This window comes from Actinosynnema sp. NPDC059335, assembly GCF_042752395.1.
Classification (GTDB): Bacteria; Actinomycetota; Actinomycetes; order Mycobacteriales; family Pseudonocardiaceae; genus Actinosynnema.
In genome coordinates, this window is the sequence record NZ_JBHYXZ010000069.1 from 3,272 (window position 1) to 28,812 (window position 25,541).

Here is a 25,541-nt window from a genome sequence, read left to right on the forward strand (position 1 = left end):
GCGGGGTGCGGGGGTGGTCGTGTGTCGGCGGGGGGGGTGCGTGGGCGCCCGCGACCCGCGCGCCCCGCGCCCGCGGCCCGCCCCCGGCCCCCCCCCCGACTCTGGCAGGAAGGCGCCCATGGACCAACGGCTCCTAGTGATGCACCAGGTGATGCTCGCGGACCGTCCCCGGCTGAGCGCCTACGACCGGGCCCTGGCGTCGGTGATCGCGGAAGGCGACGTGGTCGCCGACGTCGGGGCGGGGACCCTGGTGCTGTCGATGCTGGCGCTGCGGCACGGCGCCGGCCACGTCTACGCCATCGAGGCCGACCCGGCGATGGCCGCGGTGGCCGAACGCCTCATCGCGGACAACGACCTGCACGACCGGGTGACGCTCGTCCAGGGCGACGCGCGGGTCGTCCGGCTGCCGCGCCGCGCCGACGTGATCGTCTCCGAGATGATGGGCAACCTCGGCCCCGAGGAGCAGATGGTCGAGATCCTGGACGCGGTGGCCCGGCGCAACCTGCGCCCCGGCGGCGCGGTCGTGCCGCGTCGGCTCACGACCGAGCTGGCGGCCATCGAGTTCGACGGCGAGGGCTGGGGCACCTGGGGCGACGTGGTGCCCGGTTACCGCTTCCACGCCGTGCAGGAGTTCGTCGAACCGCACCCGCAGCTGCACTTCTTCCAGCGGGAGCCACGCCTGCTCAGCCCGCCCGCCCGGCTCTCCGACGACCTGATCGGGCCGGGCACGCCCGGCGGGCCGCGCCGCGAGCTGCGCCTCCCGGTGCACCGGGAGGGCTGCCTGCAGGCCGTGATGGGGTACTTCACCGCCGAGCTGGCCGAGGACGAGGTGCTGTCGAACTTCCCGTCCTACCCCGGCTGCAACTGGGCCGTCTGGGTGTGGCCGTTGCGGCACACCGAGGTGCGCGCGGGCGACGAGGTGCACGTGACCGTGATGCCGCCGCGCGGGCGCGGGCGGGCGCGGGACGCCACCGCGTGGAGCCTGGACTGCCGCATCGTCCGGGCGGGGAGCCGGTGATGCCGTTCGCGGCGGGCACCGTCCGCGACATCCCGGTGCACGGCCTCAAGCTGTGCGGGCTCACGTGGACCGGCGAGTTCCTGATGTTCTCCGAGGCCGTGTCCAACCAGATCATGGCGCTGGACCCGTACAGCGGCCAGGTCGAGCACCGCATCCCGTGTCCCGAGGTGCGCACCGACCTGACGACCGTGGGCGGGAACCTGGTGCAGGTCGTGGGCGAACGCCGGGCGCTGCGCGTGATGGACCCCCGATCGGGTGACGAGCTGCGCGAGTTCCCCAACCCGCGGCCGGGCAACGTGCTGTGCGGGCTGGAGGCCACCCGGCAGGGCATCTGGCTGGGGTACGAGGACCTGCGGCGCATCGACCTGCGCGGCTACGAGGACTTCGAGCTGCTGGACAGCTTCGCGGTGTCGGGCCGGCCCGCCGGTGTCACGGTGTCGGACAACTACCTCGCCTACGCCGACTACGCCGCGTCCACCATCACCATGGTGGACATCGACGAACGGCGCGAGGCGGCCTCGTTCTCGGTCGCGGGCAACCCCACCGGCATCACCTGGGACGGCACCCGGATCTGGTACTGCGACTACACGACCTTGCAGCTCCGGGCCATCGAGGTGCCGGGCGTCGACAAGACCTGAGCAGGAGGCCGGGCATGGCCGTGCGCGTCGCCCGTTCGGATGACCCACCCGGTGCGGTGGCGGTCGTGCTGCGGCTGGGCCGGATCCTCCTCGTCACCACCGCGGTGCTCGGGCCCGCGGCCCTGGCGTGGGCGGCCACGGCGCTGGTGCGCGGCCGGCCCGCGGCGTGGCGGCTCGCGTGGCCGAGGCTGGTGACGCTGCTGACGTGGCTGGGCCCCGCGTTCGTCAAGGCCGGGCAGGTCCTCGGCACCCGGCGCGACCTGCTGCCCTCGGCGCTGTGCGACGCGCTGGCCACGTTGCAGGACTCGGTCGCGCCCCTGTCGGCGGCGCGGGCGGCGGAGGCGCTGGCCGAGGTCTACGGCGACGAGGTGGACACCCTGTTCGCCGAGGTGGACTACGCGGCGATCGCGAGCGGCAGCGTGGCGTGCGTGCACCGCGCGCGGCTGACCTCCGGCCGCGAGGTGGCGCTGAAGCTGCGCCGGCCCGGTGTCGACCGGGCGATGCGGCTGGACCTGCGCCTGGTGCGGCGGGGCGCGGCCCTGGTGGCGGGGCTGCCGCCGTGCCGGGGCGTGCCGGTGGTCGAGGTGGTCGACGCCCTGTGCGCCGCGGTGCTCGGGCAGCTGGACTTCGAACGCGAGGCGGCGAACCTGGTCCGGCTGCGCGCCGACCTCGCCGTCGTGCCGAGGGTGTGGGTGCCCCAGGTGGTGCCCGAGGCGTGCCGGCCGCAGTGCATCGTCATGGAGTTCATCCGGGACCTGGACCTCGACGCGGCGTCCCGCTGCCCGTCGGCCGCGCGCCGGAAGTTCGCCGCCTCCGCGCTGACCGCGATGTACGAGATGCTGTTCGTCAACGGCTTCGTGCACTGCGACCTGCACCCCGGCAACCTCTACTTCACCGAGTCCGCGCAGGTGGTGGTGCTCGACGCGGGGTTCAGCGTCCAGTTGACCGAGCGGCTGCGGCTGCTGTTCGCGGACTTCTTCCTCAACATGGCCATCGGCGACGGCGACAAGTGCGCCGCGATCGTCGTGGAGAGTTCCGCCGAGGTGCGGCCGGACGCGGACCTGGCCGGGTTCCTGGACCGGATGGCCGACCTCGTGCGGCGCAGCCACAAACTGCCCGCGCGGGAATTCAGCCTCATCGCGTTCGCCACCGAGATGTTCGACCTGCAACGCCGGCACGGCATCCACGCCGCCCCGGAGCTGATCTTCCCGCTGCTGTCGTTGCTGGTCATCGAGGGGACGATCCGCGACCTCGACCCGGAGGCGGACTTCCAGGAACTGGCCCGGCCGGTGCTGGTGAAAGGCCGGTTCGGCGCTCGCTGACCGCGACACTTCCGCCGGTTCGCTGCAGTTTATAGTAGTCAAATGGCAGCCAAGCGGACCTACCACCAGTACTGCGGGCTGGCGTCCGCGCTCGACGTCGTCGGCGAGCGGTGGACGTTGCTGATCGTGCGCGAGCTGCTGATGGGCCCGCGCCGCTACGTCGACCTGCTGGCCGACCTGCCCGCCCTGGGCACCAACCTGCTCGCGGAGCGGCTGAAGTTCCTGGTCGAGAAGGGCGTCGTGGAGCAGGTGGACCTGCACGGCACCGGGTCGCGGCTGGCCTACCAGCTGACCGCGACGGGCCAGGAGCTGCGGCCTCTCGTGGCGGGGCTGACCCGGTGGGGCATGCGCTTCGTGGGGGAGGTGTCGGAGGAGGACACCGTGCGCCCGCACTGGGGGTTCCTCGCCGTGGAGGCCATGCTGCGGCCGGAGAAGGCGACCGACGTGGACGAGTGCTACGAGTTCCGGGTGGACGACGCCGTCTACCACATCGAGGTCCGCGACCGCGTGCCGCGCGCGGTGAAGGGGCCGGCGGAGGCGGCCGCCATGGTGGCGACCACGGACGCCACCACGTTCGTGGAGATCGGCTCCGGCCGGCTGACCCCGCTGGCCGCGATGGTGACCGGCCGGCTGTCGCTGGTGGGGGAGGCCGACGCGGTGCTGCGGTGCTGCGACCTGCTGGGCCTGGAGGCCGGGGTGGCTCCCGCCGCCGGTCGGGCGACGGGCCGTGCGACGGGCCGGAAGGGCCGGTCGCCGGTGACCGCCGCACGTCGCCGGGCGTGACGGCAGTGCGCGGCGAGGTCCGACGGGCCGGGTCCGGCGGTTGCACCCGCCGGCGGTGGGGCGGGCTCGCGCCGAGCGCCGACGGGCGTGCCGGCGGTTGCCTGCGACGGTCGGGTGGGCTCGCGCCGAGCGCCGGCGGCGTGCCGGGTTCCGGCGGTGGGTCGAGCCGGGCTGGTGGCCGGGGCTCCAGGGCCGTTCAGTGCAGGACGTCGTCGAGCCGGATGGCCTTGAACCGGCGGGCCCGGAAGTCGCAGTACCAGAGGCTGTAGCCGTCCCAGGCCATCCCGGTGGGCGCGCCCTCGACCAGCGCCGTGCCCACGATCCGCCCGGTCCGGGTGTCCACGGCGCGCACCAGCCCGGTGTCGAACTCGCCGTACACCACGGTGCGGTTGACCACCGTCAGCCCCGAGGGCGACCCCACGATCGGGATCTCCCGCCGCACCGTCATCGTCTCGAAGTCCCGCAGTTGCAGCACCGCGGGCGCGCGCAGGCACATCCACAGGCCCTCGCCGCCCATCTCGACGCCGCACAGCCTGCCGTTGGACGGCTTGACCGGCTTGGTGCCGACGACCTCCCCGGTGTTCGGGTCGACCAGCACGATCCGCTTCGGCCGGTCGCCCACCTGGCACAGCACGCCGTCGTGGTGGGTCAGGTCCGCGCGCACCCGGTCGCACGCCAGCTCGCGCACCACCTCGCCGAACCCGGGGTGGATCGCCCAGATCTTCCCGGCGTCCTGGTCCGAGTGCCACAGCAGTCCGTCGGCCCAGGTCAGGCCGCACAGGTAGTGGCCCGGCGCGGGCAGCGAGCGCACCACCGGGATCGTCGTCGGCGCGGTCACGACTCACGCTCCAGCCACACGTTGGACAGGTCGAACCACCGGTCGATGGTCGGCATCGGGATGGCGTTGCGCACCCGGCTGCCCTTGAGGTGGGGGATGGTCGGCGCGTGCTCCAGGATCGGCACGATCGCCGCGTCCCGCATGACCAGCTCGTCCACCCGGTGCCAGATGTCGTGCGCCCGGTCCTCGTCGACCGTGGTGAGCGCCTCCTCGATCAGCCGGTCCACCTCGGGGTTGCTGTAGCAGCCGTAGTTGCTGGTGCCCCTGGCCCGGTTGGTCTGGAACATCGGCTGGAGGAACGCGCGGCCGTTGTTGCCGAACCAGTCCGGCGTCCACGACGGCGAGGTGAGGTCCCACTCGCCCGCCTCGGCGTGGGCCGGGTCCTGGAGGTAGGCGTAGTAGTCGGCGTGGCCCATCGGCAGCAGGTCGACCGTGATGCCCGCCCGTTCCAGGTCCGCGGCGCACGACTTGGCGACCTCGGGGTTGGCGTCCACGTCGCGGTGCAGGAAGGTCAACGTCAGCCCGTCCGGGTACCCGGCCTCGGCCAGCAGCGCGCGGCAGCGGTCGGGGTCGCCCCGGTCGCCCGGCGTCGGGTACAGGTCGAACAGCTCGTACCCGACGTTGCCGGGCGGGATCGCCGAGCGGGCCGGTCGCATCACCGTGCCCGCCGCGAGCCGGTCGTAGATGTCGAGCACCGCCACCTTGTCGAACGCGTAGGCGAGCGCCCGGCGCACCTCCGGCCTGGCCAGCGCGCCGCCGTTGTTGGGGCTGACCGTGTTGAACACCAGGTACGGGTTGAGCGCGTAGCCCAGGTCGTTGCCCGGGTCGGTCGGGTTCGCCGAGTACGGCTCGGTGACGGGCGAGGCCCACGACAGGTCCGCCTCGCCGGAGGTGATCTTCCGGCCGACCGCGGGCGGGTCGGCCCGCTCCATGACCACCTCGACCGCGTCGACGTGCTGGTTGCGCACCTCGTCGGTCGCCTTGTCCCACACCGGGTTGCGCTCCAGCCGCAGGTGCCTGCCGTGGTCGTAGGCCACGACCCGGTACGGGCCGTTGGAGCGGACGCCGCCGTGCCGGAACTCCTCGCCGTCCGGCACGAGCGCGTCGTACTCGACGGGCGCGGCCGAGGCGAACGGCACCGCCAGGATGTGGACGAAGTCGGCGGCCGGGCGCAGCAGCTCGAACACCAGCGTCCGGTCGTCCAGCACCCGGATGCCGCTGATCTCGTGGCTGTTCTGGAACGCCGCCAGCTCGGCGGGCGCGGCGTCGGCGTGCGGCACGGCGGCCGCGTACGCGGCGGCGAACTCGGCCATGCCCCGGATGGTGCTGGTGAAGTACCGGATCGCGCCCGCGCCGCACACCGGGTTGCACATCCGCTTGAAGCCGCGGACGAAGTCGTGCGCGGTCACCTCGCGCGGCGGCGTGGTGTCCCACAGCACGCCGCGGCGCAGGCGGACCGTGTAGGTCAGGTGGTTCACGCTCAGCCCGGCGTTGTACGTCGTCGGCACCTCGACCGCGACGTCGGGCACCGGCGTGATGGCGCGCCAGTCCCGCAGGTCCTTCACCGCCGGGTAGGTGAACAGCTGCCGGGCGAACAGCCGGATGACCTGGTGGCCCAGCGCGTAGTAGGCCGACGCCGGGTCGAGGTGGTCCATGCTGCCGGGGCCGTAGAGCCGGAGGGTTCCCCCGCGCCGCGGTTGCGTGCTGCTCATCTGCTGGTGACCTCCGGGTCGGGGCGGGTCAGGACATCTCGTCCGCGAGCCGGGCCATGACCTTCAGCGCCCGGTCGATCTCGTCGTGGTGGTTGAACAGGTGCGTGCAGACGCGGGCCGCGTAGTGCATGTGCGGCGAGCCCGGCACGTCGAACTCGACCCACCTGATCCAGATCCGGTGCTCGGACTCCAGGCGGTCGACGTACGCCATGATCTTGTTGATGTTCCAGGCGTCCTCGGGGTCGCGGAACGGCTTGAACGCGACCACCGGCGAGTGCAGGCGCGGGTCGTGCAGCGGCGAGTAGAGGGCGTCCTCGCCGAACAGCTCCACGACCCGGCGCTTGACGTGCCACCCCAGGTCCAGGGCGCGGTGTTCGATGCGCCGGCGGCCGATCCGGTTCCAGATCTCGCACGCCTTGGCCAGCCCGGCGGCGCGGCCGATGCTCGCGCTGCCCGCGCTCTGCAGGTAGTCGCCCATGTTGTAGGTCTCGACCGACGTGGTGGTGCGCTTGGGCATGCCGCCGACGAGCGGGTACCAGGTGGAGATCACCGGCCAGAACCGGGGCAGCGGCAGCGGGTTGTGCTCGGGGAAGACCTTGTTGCGCACGTACAGCAGGCCGGTGCCCAGCGGGCCGCACTGGAACTTCGAGCCCGAGCCCGCCATGAAGTCCACGCCCAGCTCGCGCAGGTTCGCCTCGACCATGCCGGGCAGCAGCGCGGCGTCGGCGATGGTGATGATCCCGTGCCGCTGGGCGAGGTCGCACAGCGCCCGGATCGGCATCCGGGTGCCGGTGTAGAGCGTGGTCGCGGCGAACGCCATCACCTTGGTGCGCGGGGTGATCGCGGCCTCGAACGCGGCGATGACCTGCTCCGCGGTGGTGTCCGGGCCGGACGGCAGGGTGACCAGGTCGACCCGGACGCCGTGGCGGTTGCGCGCGAGGTTGAAGTTCGACAGCACGGAGAAGCACTCGTGCGTGGTGGTCAGCACCGCGTCGTCCGGGCCGAGGTCCAGGCCGGCCACGATCCGCGAGATGCCCTCGGTGGCGTTGTGGCAGATGACCAGCTCGTCCTGGTCCACCCCGAAGTCCCGGGCGATCTGCGCCCGGTACCCGGGGTAGAGGCTGGGCGGGTAGATGTTGGCCAGGCTGCCCGCCCACTCCCGGGTGACCCGCTGGTAGGTCTCGACCACCTCGTGCGGCGTCGCGCCGACGGTGCCGGTGTTCAGGTGGGTGGCCGAGGGGTCGAGCGCGAAGAGGTCCCGGATCGCGTCCCACGACGCCGTGGCGAGGCCGGAGTCGAAGTCGATGCTCAGCGCCACGGTTCATCCCTTCGCGCGACTGCCGGAACGCCCCTCACGCTATCGGAATCTCAAGTGGACGAGGAAGTGACCAATCGGGTGCTCCCACCTTGCGGCACGTAGTCGTTGTCCGCGTACCAGTCGCCGCGGCCACCCGGTAGGAGGTCGAGCACGTTCCACACCGGGTTGAGCAGGTCGATGCCGCGCTCGGTGCCGTCGAAGTGGTTGGCGGGCAACGAGTAGAAGTGGCGCACGGCGTCGCCCTCGGCGCGCAGCACGCTCACCATCGGCCGCTGGTCGCCGTTGGCGCGCTCGGCGTTCAGGTCGGCGTTGAAGGTCGTGCCGTGGCTCGACAGGATGCGCAGGCCGTCCCAGCCGCGCCGGTCCGACCAGGCCCGCAGCTTCTCCAGCGGCGCCTTGCCGATCACCACGAACGCCGTGTGCTGCGCCAGGTGCGTGGCGACGCCGCGCAGCGCGTCCACCCACATCGAGCACATCGGACACGCCTCGGCGTGGTCCGGGTGGAACATCAGGTGGTAGATGAACATCGTGTCGTGCTCGCCGAACAGGTCGCGCAACCGGGTGCGCACCGGACCGCCCGGCCCGTCCTCGGTCAGCTCGTAGTCGCGCAGCACCGGGCCGGGCGGCATCGCCCGGCGCGCCGCGGCCACCGCCTCGACCTCGTCGCGCAGCCTCCGCTCGGCCCTGGCCAGCTCCATCCGGGCGGCCTGGTACTCCGGGCTCGCGCCCGCCGGCCAGATCGGCAGCACGGGCTGGTCGTGGGTACCGCTCATCTCGACCCCTTTCCGTCCGCAGTGGACCGCGCGGCGGCGGCCACGCCCTCGGGCCGCTCGACGCCGCAGGCCCAGGGTTGCCGATCGGCGGGACGGGGCACAACCGCCGCGCTCTGCCCGTTCGGGTGATCCGCCATCACCCCGTCGCGCAGCTCGTCGGGCAGGAACGGCGTGCGCAGCAACCGGTCGAACCGGTCGGCGACGGTCTCCCCGCCGGGCCGCGCGTCGAGCCACGCGGACACCAGCCGCCGACCCTCGACGTAGCTCACGGTGTAGGCGCGCCACAGGGGATCGGTCAGGAACTCGACCATGTGCCGGGCCCGCGGCTCGGGCAGCAGCAGCCACCGGACCAGGTGCGCCACGACGTCCTCGGCGGGCACGCCCCGGTCGTGCAGCATGATCGCCGCGTCCTGGCGCACCCGCATCAGCTTCCACCACGAGCGCATCACCGCCTCCACCCGCTCGCCGTCCACCCGGATGCCCTCCCCGGCCAGGACCTCCGCCGTCCACGGTCCCCAGCCGTCGCCGACGGACGCGTCCAGCGCCAGCTCGGCCGCGCCCTCCGCGACGAGGCACTGCGGGGTGTTGACCAGGGCGAGGGCGTGCTCGGCCTCGGCGCGCCGCTCGACCAGCCCGGCCTGCTTGAGGCAGTGCTCGGTGTGGTGGCCCGGGTAGGACTCGTGCGTGGCGAGCAGGGGCAGGGCGGCGAGGTTGCGGCCGGCGCGCGAGTCGAGCATCACCACGGAGCGGTAGTCGCCCAGGTAGCGGTTGAAGGCGTGCCACGGCTTGTCGTGCACGACCTCGTAGCGGACGTGCTCGCCCTCCGGCAACCCGTGTCGCTCGCGCACCAGCGGGCGCACCGCGTCGGACACGGATTGCACGGCGCGGTGGAGGTCGTCGGGTCCGACCGTGTTGGCGTCGTGGAACCGCTCCAGCCGCGCGCCCAGGTCCCCGTCGCCCGGCAGCAGGGCGCGGATCTCGTCGTGCGCCTCGGCGTAGCGGTCTTGGTCGCCGACTTCGACGTCCACCCGGAAGTAGGCGCGCACCTCGGCGCGGAACGGCACGTCCCGCCCGGCCAGCCGCAGCGCCGTGCACCTCATCGCGGCCAGGTGCGCGTCCAGGAAGCGCTTGCGCCGCTCGGCGAGACCGCCGTCCGCGACGCGCGCCCGGATCTCGTCGGCCTGCCGGGCGAGGTCCGCCGGCGCCGGCGCGGGCTCGTCGGCCACCTCGCGCGACAGCGCCGGGTCGCCGAACCAGCAGTCCACGTAGCCGTCGGCCAGCCTGCCCAGGCGCAGGCCCAGTCGCAGGTACTCGCGCACCTCCGGCTCGTCCATGGCGCCTCCCGCCCTCGGTGTGCGTCGGTGACCGTAGTGCGCGGTCGGGAGGCCGGCAACGCGAAGGTGACCGGGCGCCCGGTCGGGTGGCCGCAGCGTCCACCCGATCAGGTGGCTATAGAAATATATAGCGACTGACTACAGTCGGAACCGTTCGCCCGGCCCGTCGGGAGGTTGTCCTGTGTTCGACGCGATCGTGGACCGGATACGCCCCGACGTGCTGGACCTCCGCCTGGACGAGGCGTTCTGCCGCGAGGTCGCCGACACCTACGAGCGCGCGCCGACGTGGGCGCTGGACCGGGACCTCGCGCGCAGCTACCAGGCGCTCCAACGGGTGAGCCTGCGCCAGTTCGAGCGGGTCGTCGCCGCCGGCCTCCGCGTCGTGCCGTGGCGCGGCGAAGGGCTGCCGTACCGCGACTCCGCCGAGCTGCGCGGCCAGGTCCGGCGCACCGGGGTGCTCGAGCTGCACCTGACCAAGGACGGGCACGGCTCGCCCGGCGGCCCGGCGGACCACCCGATGCGCGCGTCCGCGGGCGTCGAGGTCGACGGCGAACCGTTGTGCCACAACGACGTCTTCCGCGTGGTGCACGACGTGTTCGGGCACGTGGCGTTCGACCAGGGATTCGGCCCGCGCGGCGAGTTCAAGGCGACGTACCTGCACGCGCGGATGTACCCGCCGTCCGCCCGGCCGGCGTTGTTCACCGAGCAGATCGGCCAGGTCTGCTGGTTCTTCTTCGGGCCGCACCTGAGGGACCGCGACGGCGTGCTCCGCTCGCCCGGCGACCACGGGTACGTGCCCGCCCGCGACCGGCCCTACCCCCGGCAGAAGGTGTTCGCCTTCGACCGGCGTTACCTGCACCGGTTCGGTGCGCTGTTCACCACGCAGGAGGCCCGATGAGCCAGGTCCACGCGGGCGCGCTGCCCGCGTCCGTGCGCGACGACTTCCCGCTGCTGCGCGGCGACCGCGCGCCGGTCTACCTCGACAACGCCGCCACCACGCAGAAACCGCAGGCGGTGCTCGACGCGATCGTGGCCTACTACCGCACCGCCAACAGCAACGTCGGCCGCGGCCACCACCGGCTCGCCCTGGCGGCCACGGACCACTACGAGGCCGCGCGGGCCGCGGTCGCGCGGTTCCTCGGCGCGGCGCACCCGGACGAGGTCGTGTTCACCGCCAACACCACGGACTCCACCAACCTCGTCGCGGACGTCGTCGGCCGGCGGGTCGTCGGCCGCGGCGACCGGGTGGTGGTCACGGGCCTGGAGCACAACAGCAACCTGCTGCCGTGGCGGCGGCTCTGCGACGAGGTCGGCGCGGAGCTGGTGGTCGCGCCCGCCGGCCCGGACGGCCGGGTCGACCTGGCCGCGTTCGCCGCGCTGATGGGCCCGGGGGTGCGGATCGTCGCCGCCGCCCACGTGTCGAACGTGCTCGGCACGGTCAACCCGGTGCGCGAGCTGGCCGCGCAGGCGCACCGGCACGGCGCGCTGGTGCTGGTGGACGGCGCGCAGGCGGTCCCGCACCTGCCGGTGGACGTGCGGGAGCTGGACGCGGACTTCTACTGCTTCTCCGGCCACAAGGTGTACGGGCCGATGGGCGTCGGCGTGCTGTACGGCAGGCGGGAACTGCTCGCCGGGATGCCGCCGTACCGGGTCGGCGGCGGCACGGTCAAGGGCGTCCGCCACGACGAGCCGGTCCGCTACGTCCCCGGCCCGGCGCGGTTCGAGGCCGGCACGCCGAACGTGGCGGGCGCGGTCGGGCTGGCGGCCGGCCTGGAGTACCTGCTGGACCTCGGGTGGCCCGCCGTCCGCGCGCACGACGAGAGCCTGGTCGCGGCGGTGCTGGACGCCGTCGCGGACCTCGACGACGTGGACGTGGTCGGCGATCCGGGCGCGACGCCGTGCGGCATCGTGTCGTTGTCCGTGCGCGGCATCCACCCCTACGACGTCGGCGGGCACCTGGACGCCCACGGCATCGCCGTGCGCTGCGGCGTGCACTGCGCCAGCACGTTCCTCGACAGCCTCGGCCTGCTCGGGACCGTCCGGCTGTCCTTCGCGGTCTACAACACGCCCGCGGAGATCGAGTACCTGCGGTCCGTGCTCAAGACCGTGCAACCCGGCACGTGGACCGCCGAGCACCCCGCCGACCGCTTCCTCTGATCGCGACCGACACCACACCGAGAGGCCCCATGACCGCCACCGAGTTCGACCCCGTCCGGTTCAAGGAACGCCAGCGCGACCACTGGGACGCCATCAGCTCCGGGTGGCTGTCCGTGGCCGACACGTTCGAGCGCGGCGCGGCGGTGGTGACCGCGCGCCTGGTGGCTCTCGGCGAGGTGGGGCCGGGCGACTCCGTGCTCGACGTCGGCACCGGGGTGGGCGAGCCCGCGCTCACCGCGGCCGCCGCCGTCGGCCCGACCGGCCGGGTGCTCGGCGTGGACCTCGCGCCCGGCATGGTCGACCTGGCGCGCCGCCGGGCCGACGGGGTGCCCAACGCGGAGTTCCTGGTCGGGGACGTCGAGTCGCTGGCCCTGCCCCGGGACGGCTTCGACGCGGTGCTCGCCCGGTGGAGCCTGATGTTCGTGCCCGACCCGGTGGCCGCGTTCCGCTCGATCGCGGGGGTGCTGCGGCCGGGCGGGGTGCTGGCCGCGTCGACCTGGGGACCGCCCGAGTCCGCGCCCATGCTCTCGCTGGGCTTCCGCGTGCTCGCCGGGCGGCTGCGGCTGCCCGCCCCGCCGCCGGGGGAACCGGGGCCGTTCAGCATGTCGGACCCCGCGGCGCTCCACGAACCGGCGACCGCCGCCGGGTTCGCCGACGTCTCGGTCGTCCCGGTCGAGGTGCCGTTCGAGCTGGAGTCCGCGGTCTCCTACGCCCGGTTCACCAAGGCGATCACGCCACTGGCCCTGCGACGGCTGGCCCGTGAACGGCTCGGCGCGGAGGAGCCCGAGCTGTGGACCGACGTCGCCGCGGCGGTCGCCGGCCACGCCCGGCCGGACGGCCGGATCCCCTTGCCCAGCACGGCGCTCTGCCTGCGGGCGAGCAAGCCGGTCGGGTGAGCCCGGCCATGCGCTTCGACACCAAGCTGGTCCACGAGGGCCAGCGGACCCAGGTCGGCACCGGCGACGTCATCCCGCCGATCCACGTCTCCGCGACCTTCGACCAGTTCGCCCAGGACCCGGCGCGGTACTACTACGCGCGCGGCGAGAGCCCGACCCGGGAGAACCTGGAGACCTGCCTGGCCGCGCTGGAGGACGTGCGGTTCGCGCTCGCCTTCTCCTCCGGCCAGGCCGCCGCCGCGGCCGTGCTGTCGCTGCTGGAGCCGGGCAGCCGGGTGATCGCGTCGGACGACGTCTACGGCGGCACGTACGCGTTGTTCGACCTGTGCCGCAGGCGCGGGGTGGACGTCCGCCAGGTCGACCTGTCCGACCCGGCCGCGGCCGCCGCGGCGCTGGCGGGCGACGTCGACCTGGTCTGGGTGGAGACGCCGACCAACCCGCTGATGAAGATCACCGACATCGCCGCGGTGAGCGACGCCGCCCACCGCGCGGGCGCGGTCGTGGTGGTGGACAACACCTTCGCGAGCCCGGCCCTGCAACAACCCTTGGCCGCCGGCGCGGACGTGAGCCTGCACAGCACCACGAAGTTCATCGGCGGCCACTCCGACCTGGTCGGCGGCGCGCTGGTGCTGGACGACCCGGCGCTCTACCAGCGGCTGGCCGAGCACCGGACGGTCGTCGGCGGGGTGCCGGGCGCGCTGGACTGCTACCTGGCGCACCGGGGGCTGAAGACGCTGTCGCTGCGGGTCGCGCGGCAGGTGGCGAACGCGTGGGCGGCGGTCGAGGCGCTGGTCGCGTCGCCGTTCGTCGGCGCGGTGCACTACCCGGGCCTGCCCGACCACCCGCAGTTCGAGCTGGCCGCCGCGCAGATGTCCGCGCCCGGCTCGATGGTCAGCTTCGAGTACCTGGGCGACGTGGACGAGCTGCTGCGCCGCACGGAGCTGTTCGCGGCCGCGGTGAGCCTGGGCGGCGTGCGGTCGCTGATCGAGTGCCCGGCGTCGATGAGCCACCGGCCGGTGCCGCGGGAGGTCCGGCTGCGGGCCGGCGTGGTGGACCACCTCGTGCGGCTGTCGTTCGGCATCGAGGACCCGGCCGACCTGGTGGAGGACCTGTCCGCCGCGATGGCCGCGGCGTCGTACGCGGAACGGAGTTGAGCACGGGATGAGCGCGACGGTGCTGCTGGACGGCGGTCTGGCGACGGAGCTGCAACGGGCCGGGCTGCCGGTGCGACCGCCCTGGTGGACGACCCGGGCGTTGCTGACCGACGCCAACCGGGCCGTGCTGCGCGAGGTGCACGGGCAGTACCTGCGGGCGGGCGCGCGGGTGATCACCGCCGGCACGTTCCGCTGCAACGAGCGCGCGCTGCGCGCCAACGGGCTGGACGCGGCGGGCCTGGGCTGGATGGTCCACGCCGCGGTCGGCGTGGCCCAGGCCGCGCGCCGCGCGGAGGAGGTCCCGGACGCGCTGGTCGGCGCGTCGATGGCCCCGGTCGAGGACTGCTACCGGCCCGACCTGGTGCCCTCGGACGACGAGCTGCGGCGCGAACACCTCTGGCTGGCCACGGAGCTGGTGCGGGCCCGGGTGGACCTGGTGCTGATCGAGACCATGAACACCCTGCGCGAGGCGCGGATCGCGCTGGAGGCGGTCCGGGCGGTCGGCGCCCGCGCCTGGGTCGCCTTCGTGTGCGCGGACGGGCCCCGGCTGCTGTCGGGGGAGGACCTGGGCGAGGCCGCGCGGGTCGTGGAGGGCGAGGGCGCGGCCGCCGTGCTGGCCAACTGCGTGCCGTTCGCGGAGGCCGAGCCGTGCCTGGAGGCGTTGCGGGCGAACTGCGCCGGTCCGATCGGGGTCTACCCGAACCTGGAGCGGCGCGACGGCGTCGGCCGGTGGGAGCACGTGGACGGCGTGCTGCCCGCGGCCGTGGAGCCGGAGGAGTTCGCGGTCACGATGAGCCGGTGGCGGGCCGACTACGGCGCGGACGTGCTGGGCGGGTGCTGCGGCAGCACGCCGGACCACATCGCCGCGCTGCGCGTGGCGCTCGGGTCGCCGTCACCGGCTGACGGAGGTCAGCGCGAAGTCCTCCACCCGCAGGGCGGGCATGGCGGTGCGGAACTCCCGGTCGTCCCACTCCCGGGGTAGCGCCCGCTCGGTGCGGCCCACGTCGGCGACGCGGGCCAGCAGCTCGACCGGGCTCTCGTCGAACCGGAAGTCGTGCGCCGTGCCCACGACCTCGCCGCCCTTGACGACCTGGACGCCGTCGCGGGTGACGCCGGTGAGCAGCAGCCGCGCCGGGTCGACCTCCCGCAGGTACCACAGCGAGGTCACCAGCAGGCCGTGGTCGGTGGCCGCCACCACGTCGTCCAGGGTGCGGTCGGCGGGGCCGCCGGACAGCGCGAGGTTGCCGATCCGGGGTGTGGGCGGCACCCCGGCGGTCCGCGCCGAGTGCCCGGTGGTGACCAGGTGGGCCAGCCGCCCGTCGGCGATCCACTCGGTGCGCCGCAGGGGCGTCCCGTTGTCGAAGCACGACTGCCCCGGGCCGGGGGCGCGGACGACGGCGAACGGCGCGCAGTCGAGACCGGGCGCGGCGGGATCGCCCGACAGGGTCAGGGGCGTCGCGGTGAGCCGTTCGCCGAGGCGGGTGCCGCCGTCCGGGCCGCTGAACGCCGTGCCGCCGCGCAGCGCCTCCTGCAGGTCCGCCGCGAGGTGCAGGTGGGTCATGAGGTCGGCGACGCACGACGGCGCCAGGATCACGTCGTAGCGGCCGGGGGAGAGGTCGACCCGGTGGCGGGCCGACGCCAGCCGGGCCGCCATGCGGTCGTGGGCCGCGACCACGTCGAAGTCGGCCAGGTCCGGCACGTCCGCGCCGGCCCACGCGGACGCCGTGTGGTCGGCGTCGTGCGCGGTCAGGTCCAGCACGCCGGAGGGTTGCGCGTGGTGCAGCCGCAGCCCGGAGGACGACGCGAGGTAGGTCGTGCGGACCCGGTGCTCGGCGTAACCGGACGCGGAGTGGCCGCGCGACCGGGCCGCGTCGAAGACCTCGGCCAGGCTCGCCACCACGCCCCGCAACGCCTCGACGGACGTCCCGGCGGGCGGCCGCGACCACTGCGACTCCCGGGCGGCGGGCAGCGGGTGCGCGTCCGGCGCGGGCCTGGCCCGGCCGGCGACGGCCGTCGCCTCGTCCACCGCGGCACGCACCGCGTCGTCGTCCAGCGCGCCCTCCCGCGACACGACCCCGACACCGGCCCCCGGGTCGAGGGCGATCACCGTCAGGGTCCGGCTGTGCACGACGCCGTTGCCCGTCACGGCGTTCCCGGCCCACCGCAGGTGCGCGGTCGAGGTCTCGTCCACGATCGCGATCCGCTCGCCGGGCCCGGCGAGCGCCGCCTCGGCGACGTCCTGCGGCGTCCTCACGTGCCCGCCGTGTTCCGGACGCGCACGCCCTGGAAGACCGCGGCCGGGCAGCCGTGGCTCACCGCGGCCGCCTGCACCGGCCGGCCCTTCCCGCACAGGTCCGCCCCGAACACCCGGTAGGACCGCTCGCCGCCGACCGCGGCCAACGCGCCCCAGAACTCGCGGGTGTCCGACTGGTAGGCGACCCCGGCGAGCTGACCGGCCAGCTCGCCGCGGTGGATGCGGTGCGCCTGCTGCGCGGTGAACTGGAAGTTGTCGCGCCGCGCGTCGATCGACCAGCTGTCGGACCCGACCAGGTAGATGCCCTCGCCGACGGACGCGATCAGCTCCTCGACGCCCGCGCCGCCGGGAGCGGGCGCGAGGTTGACGTTGGGCATCCGCGCGAACGCGGGTCGCAGGGCCGACTCGGCGAACGCGCAGCCGACCGACCGCGTCGCGCCGGCGGCGCGGGCCGTGCGCCGGTCGTACTGGAGGCCGACGAGCACGCCGTCGCGCACGAGGTCCCAGGACTGCGCGGCCACGCCCTGGTCGTCGTAGCCGACGGTGGCCAGGCCGTGCGGCGCGGTCCGGTCGGCGGTGACGGTCATCAGCGGCGACCCGTATTGCAGCCCGCCCACGTCGTCCGGCCGCACGAAGCTCGTGCCCGCGTAGGACGCCTCGTGCCCCAGCACGCGGTCCAGCTCGGTGGCGTGCCCGACCGACTCGTGGATCGTGAGCCAGAGCTGGGACGGGTCCACGACCAGGTCGTACGTGCCGGGCAGCACGGCCCGCGCGTGCTGCTTGCCGCGCAGCAGGCCCGGCAGCGCGGCCAGTTCGGCGTCCCAGTCCCAGCCCTCGCCGAGGAGGTACTCCCAGCCGCGCCCGGTGGGCGGGCCGACCGTCCGCAGCGTCGCCGACTCGCCGGCCGCCACGACCTGCGGGTGCACCCGGACCCGGTGCTGGGTGGTGGCCGTGCCGGCGAGGTCGGCGTAGAACTTGTCCTCCCGCGCGACGACCACCTTGGCCCGCACGTGCGCGATCCCCGGTGCCGCGAGCAGGCGTGCGCTCCACTCCGCCAGGAGGCCGGCGCGCTCGGACTCGGGCACGGCGAACGGGTCGATCCGGTGCGCCGACGACCACGAGCCGCGGTGCACGGGTTCGGGGACGGGTTCGTCGGCCCGGTCCGGGAGCGCGCAGGCCCGGGCCGTCTCGACGGCTTGGGCGGCGGTGTCCCGCGCGGACCGCTCCGTCAGGTCGCCCGCGGCGGCGAAGCCCCACGCGCCGTCGTGCCAGACCTCCACCGACAGGCCCGCGACCTCGGCGTCGTGCGCGGACCAGACGGAACCGTCGAAGAGCGTCAACTCCGCGGTCCGCACGCGGTCGAGCCGGAACGACGCGTGCCGCGCGCCGAGCCGGCGGGCGTCCGCCAACGCCGCCTCGGCGAGCGCGGTGGGTGAACTGGCCACGTCGATGAAGCTAGAGGACGATCAAGGCCCGGCAGCCGTCGTTGACTCGAAAGTATGACGGCCGCCCGCCTCGCGGCGGTGGTGGCCGAGCCGGGCGCGGGTGGAAAACCGGTGTCCGTCGGGGACGGCCGTTGGCGATACTCGCCACCGTGGGGGACCGGGTGGGGGAGCCGCGCTGGACGACGTGAGTGGTCCCGACGCGACCGACCGGGCACTGGTCCGCGCCCTGGCGGAACTCGACCGCGCGCGGGCCGTGGTGCTGGTCGAGGGGGTCAGCGACCAGATCGCGGTGGAGGCGGCGGCGTCCGGTCGCGGGCGTGACCTCGACGCGGAACGGGTCGTCGTCGTGCCGATCGGCGGCGCGCACGCGCTCGGCGGTTTCCTGGTGCGGCACGGCCTGCCGGCGACCGGGGTGCGGCTGGCCGGCCTGTGCGACGTGGGCGAGGAGCGGGTGTTCCGGCGCGGGCTGGCGGCGGCCGGGGTCGGGGAGCCCCGCACGCGTGCCGACCTGGCGCGGCTCGGCTTCCACGTGTGCGTGGACGACCTGGAGGACGAGCTGATCCGGGCGGTCGGCGTGGCCGGGGTGGAGGCGGTCTTCGACGTCGCCGGCGACCTGGGCCCGTTCCGCTCGATGCAGGCCCAGCCCGCGTGGCGGGGGCGGGAGCCGGCGGTGCAGATGCGGCGGTTCCTGGGCAGCGGGTCGCGGCGGAAGCTGCGTTATGCGCGGCTGCTCGTGGAGGCGGCGGTGGGGCGGGACGTGCTGCCCCGGCCGTTGGACGCGGTGTTGGCGGCGGTGTGACCGGGTGCGGCGCGGACCGGTGGGCGGGGTCGGTTCGGGCGTGGGCGCGGACCGGTCGGTGGCTGTTGGCGGCGGTCCGGGTCGGGCGCGTCGACCACGGTGCGACCTCGCGCGGGCCGGGTGCGCGGGTGGGTGCCGTCACGGGGTGAGTCGGGCCACAAACCGGGTCTCGACGTGCGGTTTCGTCGGTCCCGTTCGGACACTGGAGGGGTGAGCCCGCCGCTGATCTCGCCCACCCGCATCTACGTGGAGCCCGAGGCCGCGCGGCTGCCGCGCGGGCGCGAGGTGCTCGACCGGTTCCCCGACGCCGAACGCGTGCCGGTCGACGGCCACTGGCGCATCCCCGAGCTGCACGGCGACGAGGCCAACGCCCGCCGCTGGGTCCGCATCAAGCAGGAGGCGCTGGTGCTCGGGGTGAAGAAGTCGCTCACCGCCCGCCGCAACGGCCGCTCGGCCCACTTCATCGCGCCGTCCACCGCCAACGGGTGCGCGATGGCCTGCGCCTACTGCTACGTGCCCCGGCGCAAGGGCTACTCCAACCCGATCACGGTGTTCGCGAACATCGAGCAGATCACCGGCTACCTGGCCCGGCACGTCGCCCGGCAGGGGCCGATGACCGAGCCCGGCCAGGTGGACGACCACGCGTGGGTCTACGACATCGGGGAGAACTCCGACTGCTCGGCGGACGCCCTGGTCAGCGACAACGTGCGCGACCTGGTGCGCCTGTTCCGCGACCTGCCCACCGCCAAGGCGTCCTTCGCCACCAAGTACGTCAACCGAGACCTGCTGGAGTGGGACCCGCGCGGCCGCACGCGGGTCCGGTTCTCGCTCATGCCGGAGCGCACCGCGAAGCTGCTCGACCTCCGCACCAGCCCGGTCGCCGAACGCCTCGCCGCCCTCGACGACTTCCGCGCCGCCGGGTACGAGGTGCACGTCAACCTGAGTCCGGTCGTGGTGCACGACGGCTGGCTGGACGGCTGGCGCGAGCTGCTGGCGGCGTTGGGCGACGCGACCTCGCCCGAGACCCGCGACCAGCTCGCCGCGGAGGTGATCATGCTCACCCACAACGAGGCGCTGCACCGGGTGAACCTCCGCTGGCACCCCCGCGCCGAGGACGTCCTGTGGCGACCGGACCTCCAGGAGCCGAAGCGCAGCGAAGGCGGCGGCGTGAACGTGCGCTACCGGCGCGGCCTCAAGCGCGACCTGCTCGGCGAGCTGCTCGCCCTCGTCCACCGCCACGCGCCGTACCTGCGCGTTCGCTACGCGTTCTGACGGCCCGTCACCCGGGCTCGACCGGCAGCCACAGCTCGCAGGTCGCGGTGCTGAAGTCGTCCGCGCGGTCGAGGACCGTGACGATCGACGGACCCGGCCGCAGGCGCCACGGGTTGGACGGGAACCACTCGGTGGCGGTCGCCGCCCAGGCCGTCTGCAGCGCCTGCGGGTAAGGCCCCGAGGTGTGGAAGACCGCCCACGTGCCCGCCCGGACCTCGATGGCGTCGAGGTCGTCCGGCACGGGCGCGTCCCCGGACACGGCGACCCCGTGCAGGTAGGTCAGCTCGGTGCCCTCGGCGGCGTCGGGGTCGACGTCGTCGGAGACCTGGAGCAGGCCCTTCGGCTCGGTGTCGCCGAGCGCCTTCAGCCGGGTGTGTTCCTCGGGTGGGAGCGCGGCGATGTGCTGCTGGATGTGCGGGTTGACCCCGTGGTGGATGAGCGGCACGCGGGTGGCGTGCCCGACGAGCCGGAACGCGGGCCGGTCGGCGATGCGGGTGTCCATGGGCGTGCTCCCTTCGACGGTCAGGCGGAACCTGAGCTGTGGTTGTGCGCGAAGGGGGCCTCCGTGACGGCGGACGTCGCCCGGCCCGACCCCGTGGACCGCGCGGAACGCGCGGCCGAACGCCTCGGTCGAGCCGTACCCGTGCCGGACGGCGATGTCGAGCAGGTCCTCCTCGCCACGGACCACGTCGGCGGCCGCGACGGTCATGCGCCGGCGGCGCACGTACTCCGACAGCGGCATGCCGGCCAGCGACGAGAACATCCGGCGCAGGTGGTACTCGGTCGTGCCGAGGTCCCTGGCCAGCCCGGCGACGTCGAACTCACCGGTCAGGCGCTCCTCCACGAGGGCGACGAGGCGGTTGAGCGACGAGATCACGATGGCCTCCTTCCGACGTCCACCCTGGCCGAGGGCACCGGTGCGACACCCGATCGCCGCGATCCGATCCGATCATTCGATCACGCACCCGGCCGGCCCGGCCGTGTTGGGCGGGTGGGGCGGTCGGCTGGTGCGGCCGTGTCGGGGTGCGTCGGGCGGCCGGCGCGGCCGTGTTGGGCGGGTGCGTCGGGCGGCCGGCGCGGCCCTGCTCGGGCCGTGTTGGGCGGGTGCGTGGTGAGGCCGGTTCGGCCCTGCTCGGGCCGGGTGCCCGGTGACGCCGAATCACCCCCGTTCTCCCACCCGTGCCGCGTGGGGCGTGATGATGGTGGCGATGAGCGGTGACGGGATCGACCGGACCGGGTGGCCGTGGCTGCCGGCCGGTCCGCCGGCGGACCTCCGGGCGCGGCCGCGCGCCGAGGAGGGCGCGCCGTCGTCGGACGAGGTCGCCGCCCACCCTCCCGGCGTGCCGCTGGACGCGGTGCTGGATCCGTTCGACCTCGAAGTGCACCGGCCGATCACCGTCGAGGGCGTGGAGGGGCTGCCCGACCTGACCCCGTACGTGCCCCGCGCGCACGACCACCGCCTGGCCGAGGTGGTCGACCGGGCCGGGGCCGGCGGCGGGCGCCGGGCGGGGGTGGGCGGCGGGGGGGGGGCGGGGCAGAACACCCCCCGGGGGGGGAGCGGCGCGGCCCGGCCCCGCGCGCGCGCGATCGCGGTGCTCGTCGCGGAGTCCTCGGCGGGCAAGACCCGCGCCTGCTGGGAAGCGCTCGCGCCGCTGCGCGCGGCGGGCGGCTGGCGGCTGTGGCACCCGGACCCCACCCGTCCCGACGCGGTGCTGCGGGACCTCGCCCGCGTGGTCCCGCGCACGGTCGTGTGGCTCGACGAGGCGCAGAACCACCTGGGCTCCCCGAACGGCGACCGCGTCGCCGCCGCGCTGCGCGCCCTGCTCGCCGGCCGACGGCCGGTGCTGGTGCTGGGCACCCTGTGGCCGCAGCACCACGAAGCCCTCACCCGCGAGCCCGGCTCGCCGGTGCGGCACCTGCTGGACGGTGCGATCGTCCCGGTGCCCGACGCCTTCACCGACGACGACCTGGCCGCCATGACCCGCGCCGCCCGCACCGACCCGAGGCTCGCCTGGGCGGTGCGGCACGCCCCGGACGGCCGCGTCACGCAGCAGGTGGCCGGCGGTCCCGAGCTGCTCACCCGGTTCCACACCGCGCCGCCCGCCGCCAAGGCCCTCATCACGGCCGCGATGGACGCCCGCCGCCTCGGCCACCGCCCCGCCCTGCCGTTGCCGCTGCTCGCCCACGCGGCCGCCGCCCACCTCGCCGACCACCAGCTCGCCGACCTGCCCGACGACTGGCTCGACCTCGCCCTGGCCTACGCCACCCGGGCCGCGAAGGGAGCGCCCGGACCGCTCACCCGGGTCGTCGTCCGCCGCACCGGGCGCGGCGTCCCCGGCGACGGCCCGCCCGAGTACCGCCTGGCCGACTACCTCGACCAGTGGGCCCGCGACCACCGCGCCAACCACGTGCCGGCCCTCGACTTCTGGGCCGCGGTCGCCGACCACGCCCGGCCGGACGACCAGACCGCCCTCGGCCGCGCCGCCTGGAACCGCGGCCTGTACCGCGACGCCGCCCGGCTCCACCGAAGAGCCGCCGCGGCCGGCGACCTCACCGCCGCGCGCCTGCTCATCGAGGAGTTGCAGGCGGTGCACCCCGGGGACAGCCGACCGGCTCGGTGGTTGTCCGCCCAGGACCTCCAGGTCGACCACACCCTCGCGTCGACGCTGATGACGGTCCTGCGCCGCGGCGGTGAGGACGCGGACGAGCTGGCCCGGCGGATCGCCGCGCGCGTCGACCTGCGGGACGTCGAGGACGTGGCCCGTGCGCTGAACGCGCTGCGCGTCACCGGGGCCGACGACCGGGTCGCCGCGCTCGCCCGCGACGTGGCCGAGCACGTCCCCGTCGACCACCCCGACGTGCACGTCCTGCTGTGGTCGCTGTGGCACTCCGAGACCCACGAGCAGGGCAGGGCGCTCGGCCGCCGCGTGGCCGCGCACGGCTCCCTGCACCACGCCGAGCGGATCGCGGACCTGCTGACCGACCTGCACGAGGCGGGCGACACGGCGGAGGCGGCCGTGCTCGCGCGACGCGTCGGGGAGGCCGACCCGCCCGTCCACCCGGCCGACGCGATCGACCTGCTGGGGTCGCTGCACGAGGTGGGCGCGGAGGAGCCGCCGGCCGCCCTGTGCCGGCAGGTCGCCGCGCACACGGCGGTGGACGACGGCTTCTGGGCGACCGACCTGCTGGTCCGGCTCCACCAGGTGGGCACCGCGGCCGACGTCGACACCCTGGCCGACCGGATCGCCGCGACCGCGCCCGGCGACCCGGTGAGGACGGCGTACCTGCTGTTGGCCTTGCACCACGTGGGCCGGCCGCGGCAGTGGGCGGAGGTGGCCCGGCGGGCGCTGGGCCGGCTCACCGCGGAGCACGCCACGTCCGCGGACTGGCTGGTGTGGGCGCTGCACGAGGCGGGCGGGATCGGCCTGGTGGCCGAGTGCGCGAACGTCGACAGCCCGGACGTGGTGGTGTGGTTGGCGCGGACGCTGCGCGAGGTCGCCGGACCCGGGCACGTCGCGGCGCTCGCCGCGCGCGCGGCCGGGCACACCGCGCTCGACCGGGCCGACGCCGTGACGCGGCTGCTGGACGCGTTGGGGGAGCTGGGCCTGGCCGACGAGGCCGCGGTGCTGGCCCGTCGGGCGGCCGCCGAGGCCGCCCTCACCCCGCACTACGCGATAGCGAGGTTGGTGGCGACCGTGCGGGAGTCCGACCCGGACCTCGCCGCGGCGTTGGCCACGCGGGCGGCCGCCCGGTCCGACCTCGAATCCACCGCGCGCGTGGCGATCCTGCTGCGCGGCCTGCGCGCGGCGGGCTACGCCGAGGCGGCCGGAGCGCTCGCCGCGCGGGCCGTGGCGCACGACCCGCTCGGTTCGCCGTTCGACCTGGTCGACCTCGCCGAGGCCCTGCGGGACGTGGGGGCCGTCGAGCAGACCGCCGTGCTGGCCCGGCGGCTCATCGAGGCGGCCGGCCGGCCGGACACGTCCGCGCGGGACGCGGCAAACGGCCTGCTGGACGCGTTGTGGCTGGTCGGCGCGCACGACGAGTTCGCCGCGCTGGCCGACCGCACGGCCGCGGGCATCGACCCGGGCGACCACCGCGTCGTCGTGTCGCTGCTGCGCACGCTGCGCGACCGGGGTGCGACGCGCCCGCTCGCCGTGCTGGCCCGACGGGTGGCCGCGGACGCGCCCCTCGACCGCGCGCACGTCGTGACCGGGTTGTCGGGGGAGCTGCGGCAGGTGGGCGCGGCCGACGAGGCCGCGGCCCTGGCCGCGCGAGCGGCCCGGCACGTGGCCGTCGACCGGCCGGCGGAGGTCGTGCGCCTGCTGGACGCGCTGGCGGACGCGGGCGCCACCGAGGCACGCGCCGTGCTCGCCCGGCGTGCGGCGGCGCAGTGCCCCGCCGACTCGGCCGCCTCGGTGCTCACGCTGTTGCCGGCGCTGGGGGAGGAGGACTCGGACGTGCTGGCCGGCCGCGCGGCCGCACGGGTCGAGTTGCGGCCCGGGAGCGAGCTGACCGCGTTGGTGGCGACGCTGCGGGGCGAGCACCGGCACGCCCTGGCCTGGCGCGTGGCCCGTCTGCGACCACCGAACGGGATCGTCGCCTCGGCCCTGGTCGAGGCCCTGCGCGCCGCCGGCTGCGAGGACCAGGCGGAGGCGCTCATCGACCGGTTGCCCGCGGCCGGGTGCTTCGACGACTACCTGGCGCTCGTGCCGGACCCGACCCCCTTCCGCCACGGGCGGGAACCGGACGGGACCGCCGCGCCGCCCTGGTCGTGGACCGACCTGGACCGACCACCCGACCCGCCCCGGGGATGATCGGGGGATGACGGCTGGCCGGCGTGCCCGCCACGAGTCGCTCTCCGCCTTCCTCGCGTCGCGCGCCGATGCCGAGTTGGCCGCGCTCGTGGACGCGGGCCGGCCCGGCGGGGTCGGGGTGGGCGGCGGTTCGGCGACGATCGACGTCGGCGGTGTTCCGGTGTTCGTCAAGCGCGTCCCGCTCACCGACCGGGAACTCGCCCACCCCCGCTCCACCGCGAACCTCTTCGACCTGCCGCTGTTCTGCCAGTACGGCGTCGCGAGCCCGGGGTTCAACGCGTGGCGCGAGTTGGCCGCGAACCTGGACGTCACCGGAGCGGTGCTCGCCGGCGAGACCGAGTCGTTCCCGCTGCTGCACCACTGGCGGGTGCTGCCCGGCCGCCCGCCCGTCGCCGACGAGTTCGCCGACGTCGAGGGCGTGGTCGCCGCGCTGGGCGGCTCGCCGGCCGTGCGCGCCCGGCTGGAGGCCCTGGCGGCGGCGACGCACAGCCTCGTGCTGTGCTGCGAGCACATCCCCTACCCGGTGGCCGACTGGCTGGACGACGACCCGGTCGGCAAGGCCGGCGCGGTGGAACGGCAGTTCGCGGAGATCGTGGCGTCCCTGCGCCGTCGGGAACTGCTGCACATGGACGGCCACTTCGGCAACGTCCGCACCGACGGCGAACGCCTCTACCTCACCGACTTCGGCCTCGCCACCTCGCCGCGGTTCGACCTGTCGGACGCCGAGCGGGACTTCGTCCGGCGCAACGCCGCGCACGACGCCGACTACGCCGCGATGCGGCTCGTCAACTGGCTGGTGACCTCGGTGTGCGGGGTGACGACGCCGGCCGGCGGGGCGCCCGCGGCCCGGAACGACTACGTGCGCCGGTGCGCCGAGGGCCACATCCCCTCCGACGTGCCGCCCGCCGTGGCCGCGGTCCTGGCCCGGCACGCGCCCGCCGCGGCGATGATGAACGCCTTCTACTGGCGGCTGTTCGACGGCGAGACGGACGCGGAGTACCCCGGCCGCTGAGG

21 protein-coding genes are annotated in these 25,541 nt (G+C 75.0%); 13 read left to right on the plus strand and 8 right to left on the minus strand.

The features are described 5' to 3' along the window. The first annotated feature begins 118 nt into the window (after window positions 1–118). Genes ACFXGA_RS21755 through ACFXGA_RS21770 form a run of 4 tightly spaced genes read left to right on the plus strand, consistent with a single transcriptional unit; the run spans window position 119 to window position 3,761 of the window. Window positions 119–1,018, plus strand: a complete 900-nt coding sequence (locus ACFXGA_RS21755; RefSeq protein ID WP_378090628.1) for a methyltransferase domain-containing protein — start codon at window positions 119–121, stop codon at window positions 1,016–1,018. Next, window positions 1,018–1,656: a YncE family protein gene (locus ACFXGA_RS21760; RefSeq protein WP_378090630.1), complete on the plus strand. Its 639-nt coding sequence runs from the start codon at window positions 1,018–1,020 to the stop codon at window positions 1,654–1,656. Before ACFXGA_RS21755 ends, ACFXGA_RS21760 begins: the two co-directional genes overlap by 1 nt. 14 nt (window positions 1,657–1,670) lie before the next feature. After that, entirely contained in the window at window positions 1,671–2,978 is a 1,308-nt protein-coding gene (locus tag ACFXGA_RS21765) for an ABC1 kinase family protein (RefSeq protein WP_378090632.1), read from the plus strand. 42 nt (window positions 2,979–3,020) lie between these two features. Next, on the plus strand, window positions 3,021–3,761 hold the full coding sequence (locus ACFXGA_RS21770) for a winged helix-turn-helix transcriptional regulator (RefSeq protein ID WP_378090633.1): 741 nt from the start codon (window positions 3,021–3,023) through the stop codon (window positions 3,759–3,761). A 196-nt stretch (window positions 3,762–3,957) separates the two neighbouring features. On the opposite strand, the gene ACFXGA_RS21775 is transcribed toward ACFXGA_RS21770, so the two are convergent. From ACFXGA_RS21775 to ACFXGA_RS21795, 5 genes are read right to left on the minus strand one after another with little or no spacing between them, the layout of a single operon-like run. Continuing rightward, on the minus strand, window positions 3,958–4,599 hold the full coding sequence (locus ACFXGA_RS21775; RefSeq protein WP_378090634.1) for a hypothetical protein: 642 nt from the start codon (window positions 4,597–4,599) through the stop codon (window positions 3,958–3,960). Further along, on the minus strand, window positions 4,596–6,311 hold the full coding sequence (locus ACFXGA_RS21780; RefSeq protein WP_378090635.1) for an ABC transporter substrate-binding protein: 1,716 nt from the start codon (window positions 6,309–6,311) through the stop codon (window positions 4,596–4,598). Before ACFXGA_RS21780 ends, ACFXGA_RS21775 begins: the two co-directional genes overlap by 4 nt. 28 nt (window positions 6,312–6,339) lie before the next feature. Further along, window positions 6,340–7,629, minus strand: a complete 1,290-nt coding sequence (locus tag ACFXGA_RS21785; protein WP_378090636.1) for an aminotransferase class V-fold PLP-dependent enzyme — start codon at window positions 7,627–7,629, stop codon at window positions 6,340–6,342. Between the two features lie 50 nt (window positions 7,630–7,679). Next, the gene (locus ACFXGA_RS21790; protein ID WP_378090637.1) at window positions 7,680–8,402 is read right to left on the minus strand and encodes a DUF899 family protein; all 723 of its coding nucleotides are present in this window, start codon (window positions 8,400–8,402) and stop codon (window positions 7,680–7,682) included. Further along, window positions 8,399–9,736, minus strand: coding sequence for a DUF885 domain-containing protein (locus ACFXGA_RS21795; RefSeq protein WP_378090638.1), 1,338 nt, complete (start codon window positions 9,734–9,736; stop codon window positions 8,399–8,401). Before ACFXGA_RS21795 ends, ACFXGA_RS21790 begins: the two co-directional genes overlap by 4 nt. A gap of 181 nt (window positions 9,737–9,917) precedes the next feature. On the opposite strand from ACFXGA_RS21795, the gene ACFXGA_RS21800 reads away from it, so the two are divergent. From ACFXGA_RS21800 to ACFXGA_RS21820, 5 genes are read left to right on the plus strand one after another with little or no spacing between them, the layout of a single operon-like run. Next, entirely contained in the window at window positions 9,918–10,634 is a 717-nt protein-coding gene (locus ACFXGA_RS21800) for a crotonobetainyl-CoA--carnitine CoA-transferase (protein ID WP_378090639.1), read from the plus strand. After that, the gene (locus ACFXGA_RS21805; RefSeq protein ID WP_378090640.1) at window positions 10,631–11,893 is read left to right on the plus strand and encodes an aminotransferase class V-fold PLP-dependent enzyme; all 1,263 of its coding nucleotides are present in this window, start codon (window positions 10,631–10,633) and stop codon (window positions 11,891–11,893) included. Before ACFXGA_RS21800 ends, ACFXGA_RS21805 begins: the two co-directional genes overlap by 4 nt. Before the next feature lie 29 nt (window positions 11,894–11,922). After that, window positions 11,923–12,789 (plus strand): class I SAM-dependent methyltransferase, encoded by an 867-nt coding sequence (locus ACFXGA_RS21810; RefSeq protein ID WP_378090641.1) that lies wholly within the window; start codon window positions 11,923–11,925, stop codon window positions 12,787–12,789. Window positions 12,790–12,797: 8 nt separating this feature from the next. Beyond that, the gene (locus ACFXGA_RS21815) at window positions 12,798–13,943 is read left to right on the plus strand and encodes a trans-sulfuration enzyme family protein (RefSeq protein ID WP_378090642.1); all 1,146 of its coding nucleotides are present in this window, start codon (window positions 12,798–12,800) and stop codon (window positions 13,941–13,943) included. A 7-nt stretch (window positions 13,944–13,950) separates the two neighbouring features. After that, a complete protein-coding gene (locus tag ACFXGA_RS21820; RefSeq protein WP_378090643.1) occupies window positions 13,951–14,925 on the plus strand; it encodes a homocysteine S-methyltransferase family protein in 975 nt (324 codons plus the stop codon). On the opposite strand, the gene ACFXGA_RS21825 is transcribed toward ACFXGA_RS21820, so the two are convergent. Further along, the gene (locus ACFXGA_RS21825; RefSeq protein ID WP_378090644.1) at window positions 14,836–16,197 is read right to left on the minus strand and encodes a metallopeptidase TldD-related protein; all 1,362 of its coding nucleotides are present in this window, start codon (window positions 16,195–16,197) and stop codon (window positions 14,836–14,838) included. The two genes, ACFXGA_RS21820 and ACFXGA_RS21825, sit on opposite strands and share 90 nt — an antisense overlap. Continuing rightward, window positions 16,194–17,642 carry a TldD/PmbA family protein gene (locus tag ACFXGA_RS21830; protein ID WP_378090645.1) on the minus strand — a complete coding sequence of 483 codons (1,449 nt, stop codon included), beginning with the start codon at window positions 17,640–17,642 and terminating at the stop codon, window positions 16,194–16,196. The genes ACFXGA_RS21825 and ACFXGA_RS21830 overlap by 4 nt, the downstream gene beginning before the upstream one ends. Before the next feature lie 184 nt (window positions 17,643–17,826). On the opposite strand from ACFXGA_RS21830, the gene ACFXGA_RS21835 reads away from it, so the two are divergent. Together ACFXGA_RS21835 and ACFXGA_RS21840 are read left to right on the plus strand one after the other, a co-directional pair. Then, on the plus strand, window positions 17,827–18,441 hold the full coding sequence (locus ACFXGA_RS21835) for a TOPRIM nucleotidyl transferase/hydrolase domain-containing protein (protein WP_378090646.1): 615 nt from the start codon (window positions 17,827–17,829) through the stop codon (window positions 18,439–18,441). 210 nt (window positions 18,442–18,651) lie between these two features. Beyond that, window positions 18,652–19,713: a spore photoproduct lyase family protein gene (locus tag ACFXGA_RS21840; protein ID WP_378090647.1), complete on the plus strand. Its 1,062-nt coding sequence runs from the start codon at window positions 18,652–18,654 to the stop codon at window positions 19,711–19,713. A gap of 7 nt (window positions 19,714–19,720) precedes the next feature. Here ACFXGA_RS21840 and ACFXGA_RS21845 read toward each other — a convergent pair whose 3' ends face one another. After that, on the minus strand, window positions 19,721–20,590 hold the full coding sequence (locus ACFXGA_RS21845; protein WP_378090648.1) for a GyrI-like domain-containing protein: 870 nt from the start codon (window positions 20,588–20,590) through the stop codon (window positions 19,721–19,723). 331 nt (window positions 20,591–20,921) lie between these two features. Between ACFXGA_RS21845 and ACFXGA_RS21850 the strand changes: the two genes are divergently transcribed. Together ACFXGA_RS21850 and ACFXGA_RS21855 are read left to right on the plus strand one after the other, a co-directional pair. Further along, complete coding sequence (locus tag ACFXGA_RS21850) at window positions 20,922–24,527, plus strand: hypothetical protein (protein ID WP_378090649.1); 3,606 nt, start codon at window positions 20,922–20,924, stop codon at window positions 24,525–24,527. 7 nt (window positions 24,528–24,534) lie between these two features. After that, window positions 24,535–25,539 (plus strand): serine/threonine protein phosphatase, encoded by a 1,005-nt coding sequence (locus ACFXGA_RS21855; RefSeq protein ID WP_378090650.1) that lies wholly within the window; start codon window positions 24,535–24,537, stop codon window positions 25,537–25,539. The last annotated feature ends 2 nt before the right edge of the window (window positions 25,540–25,541 follow it).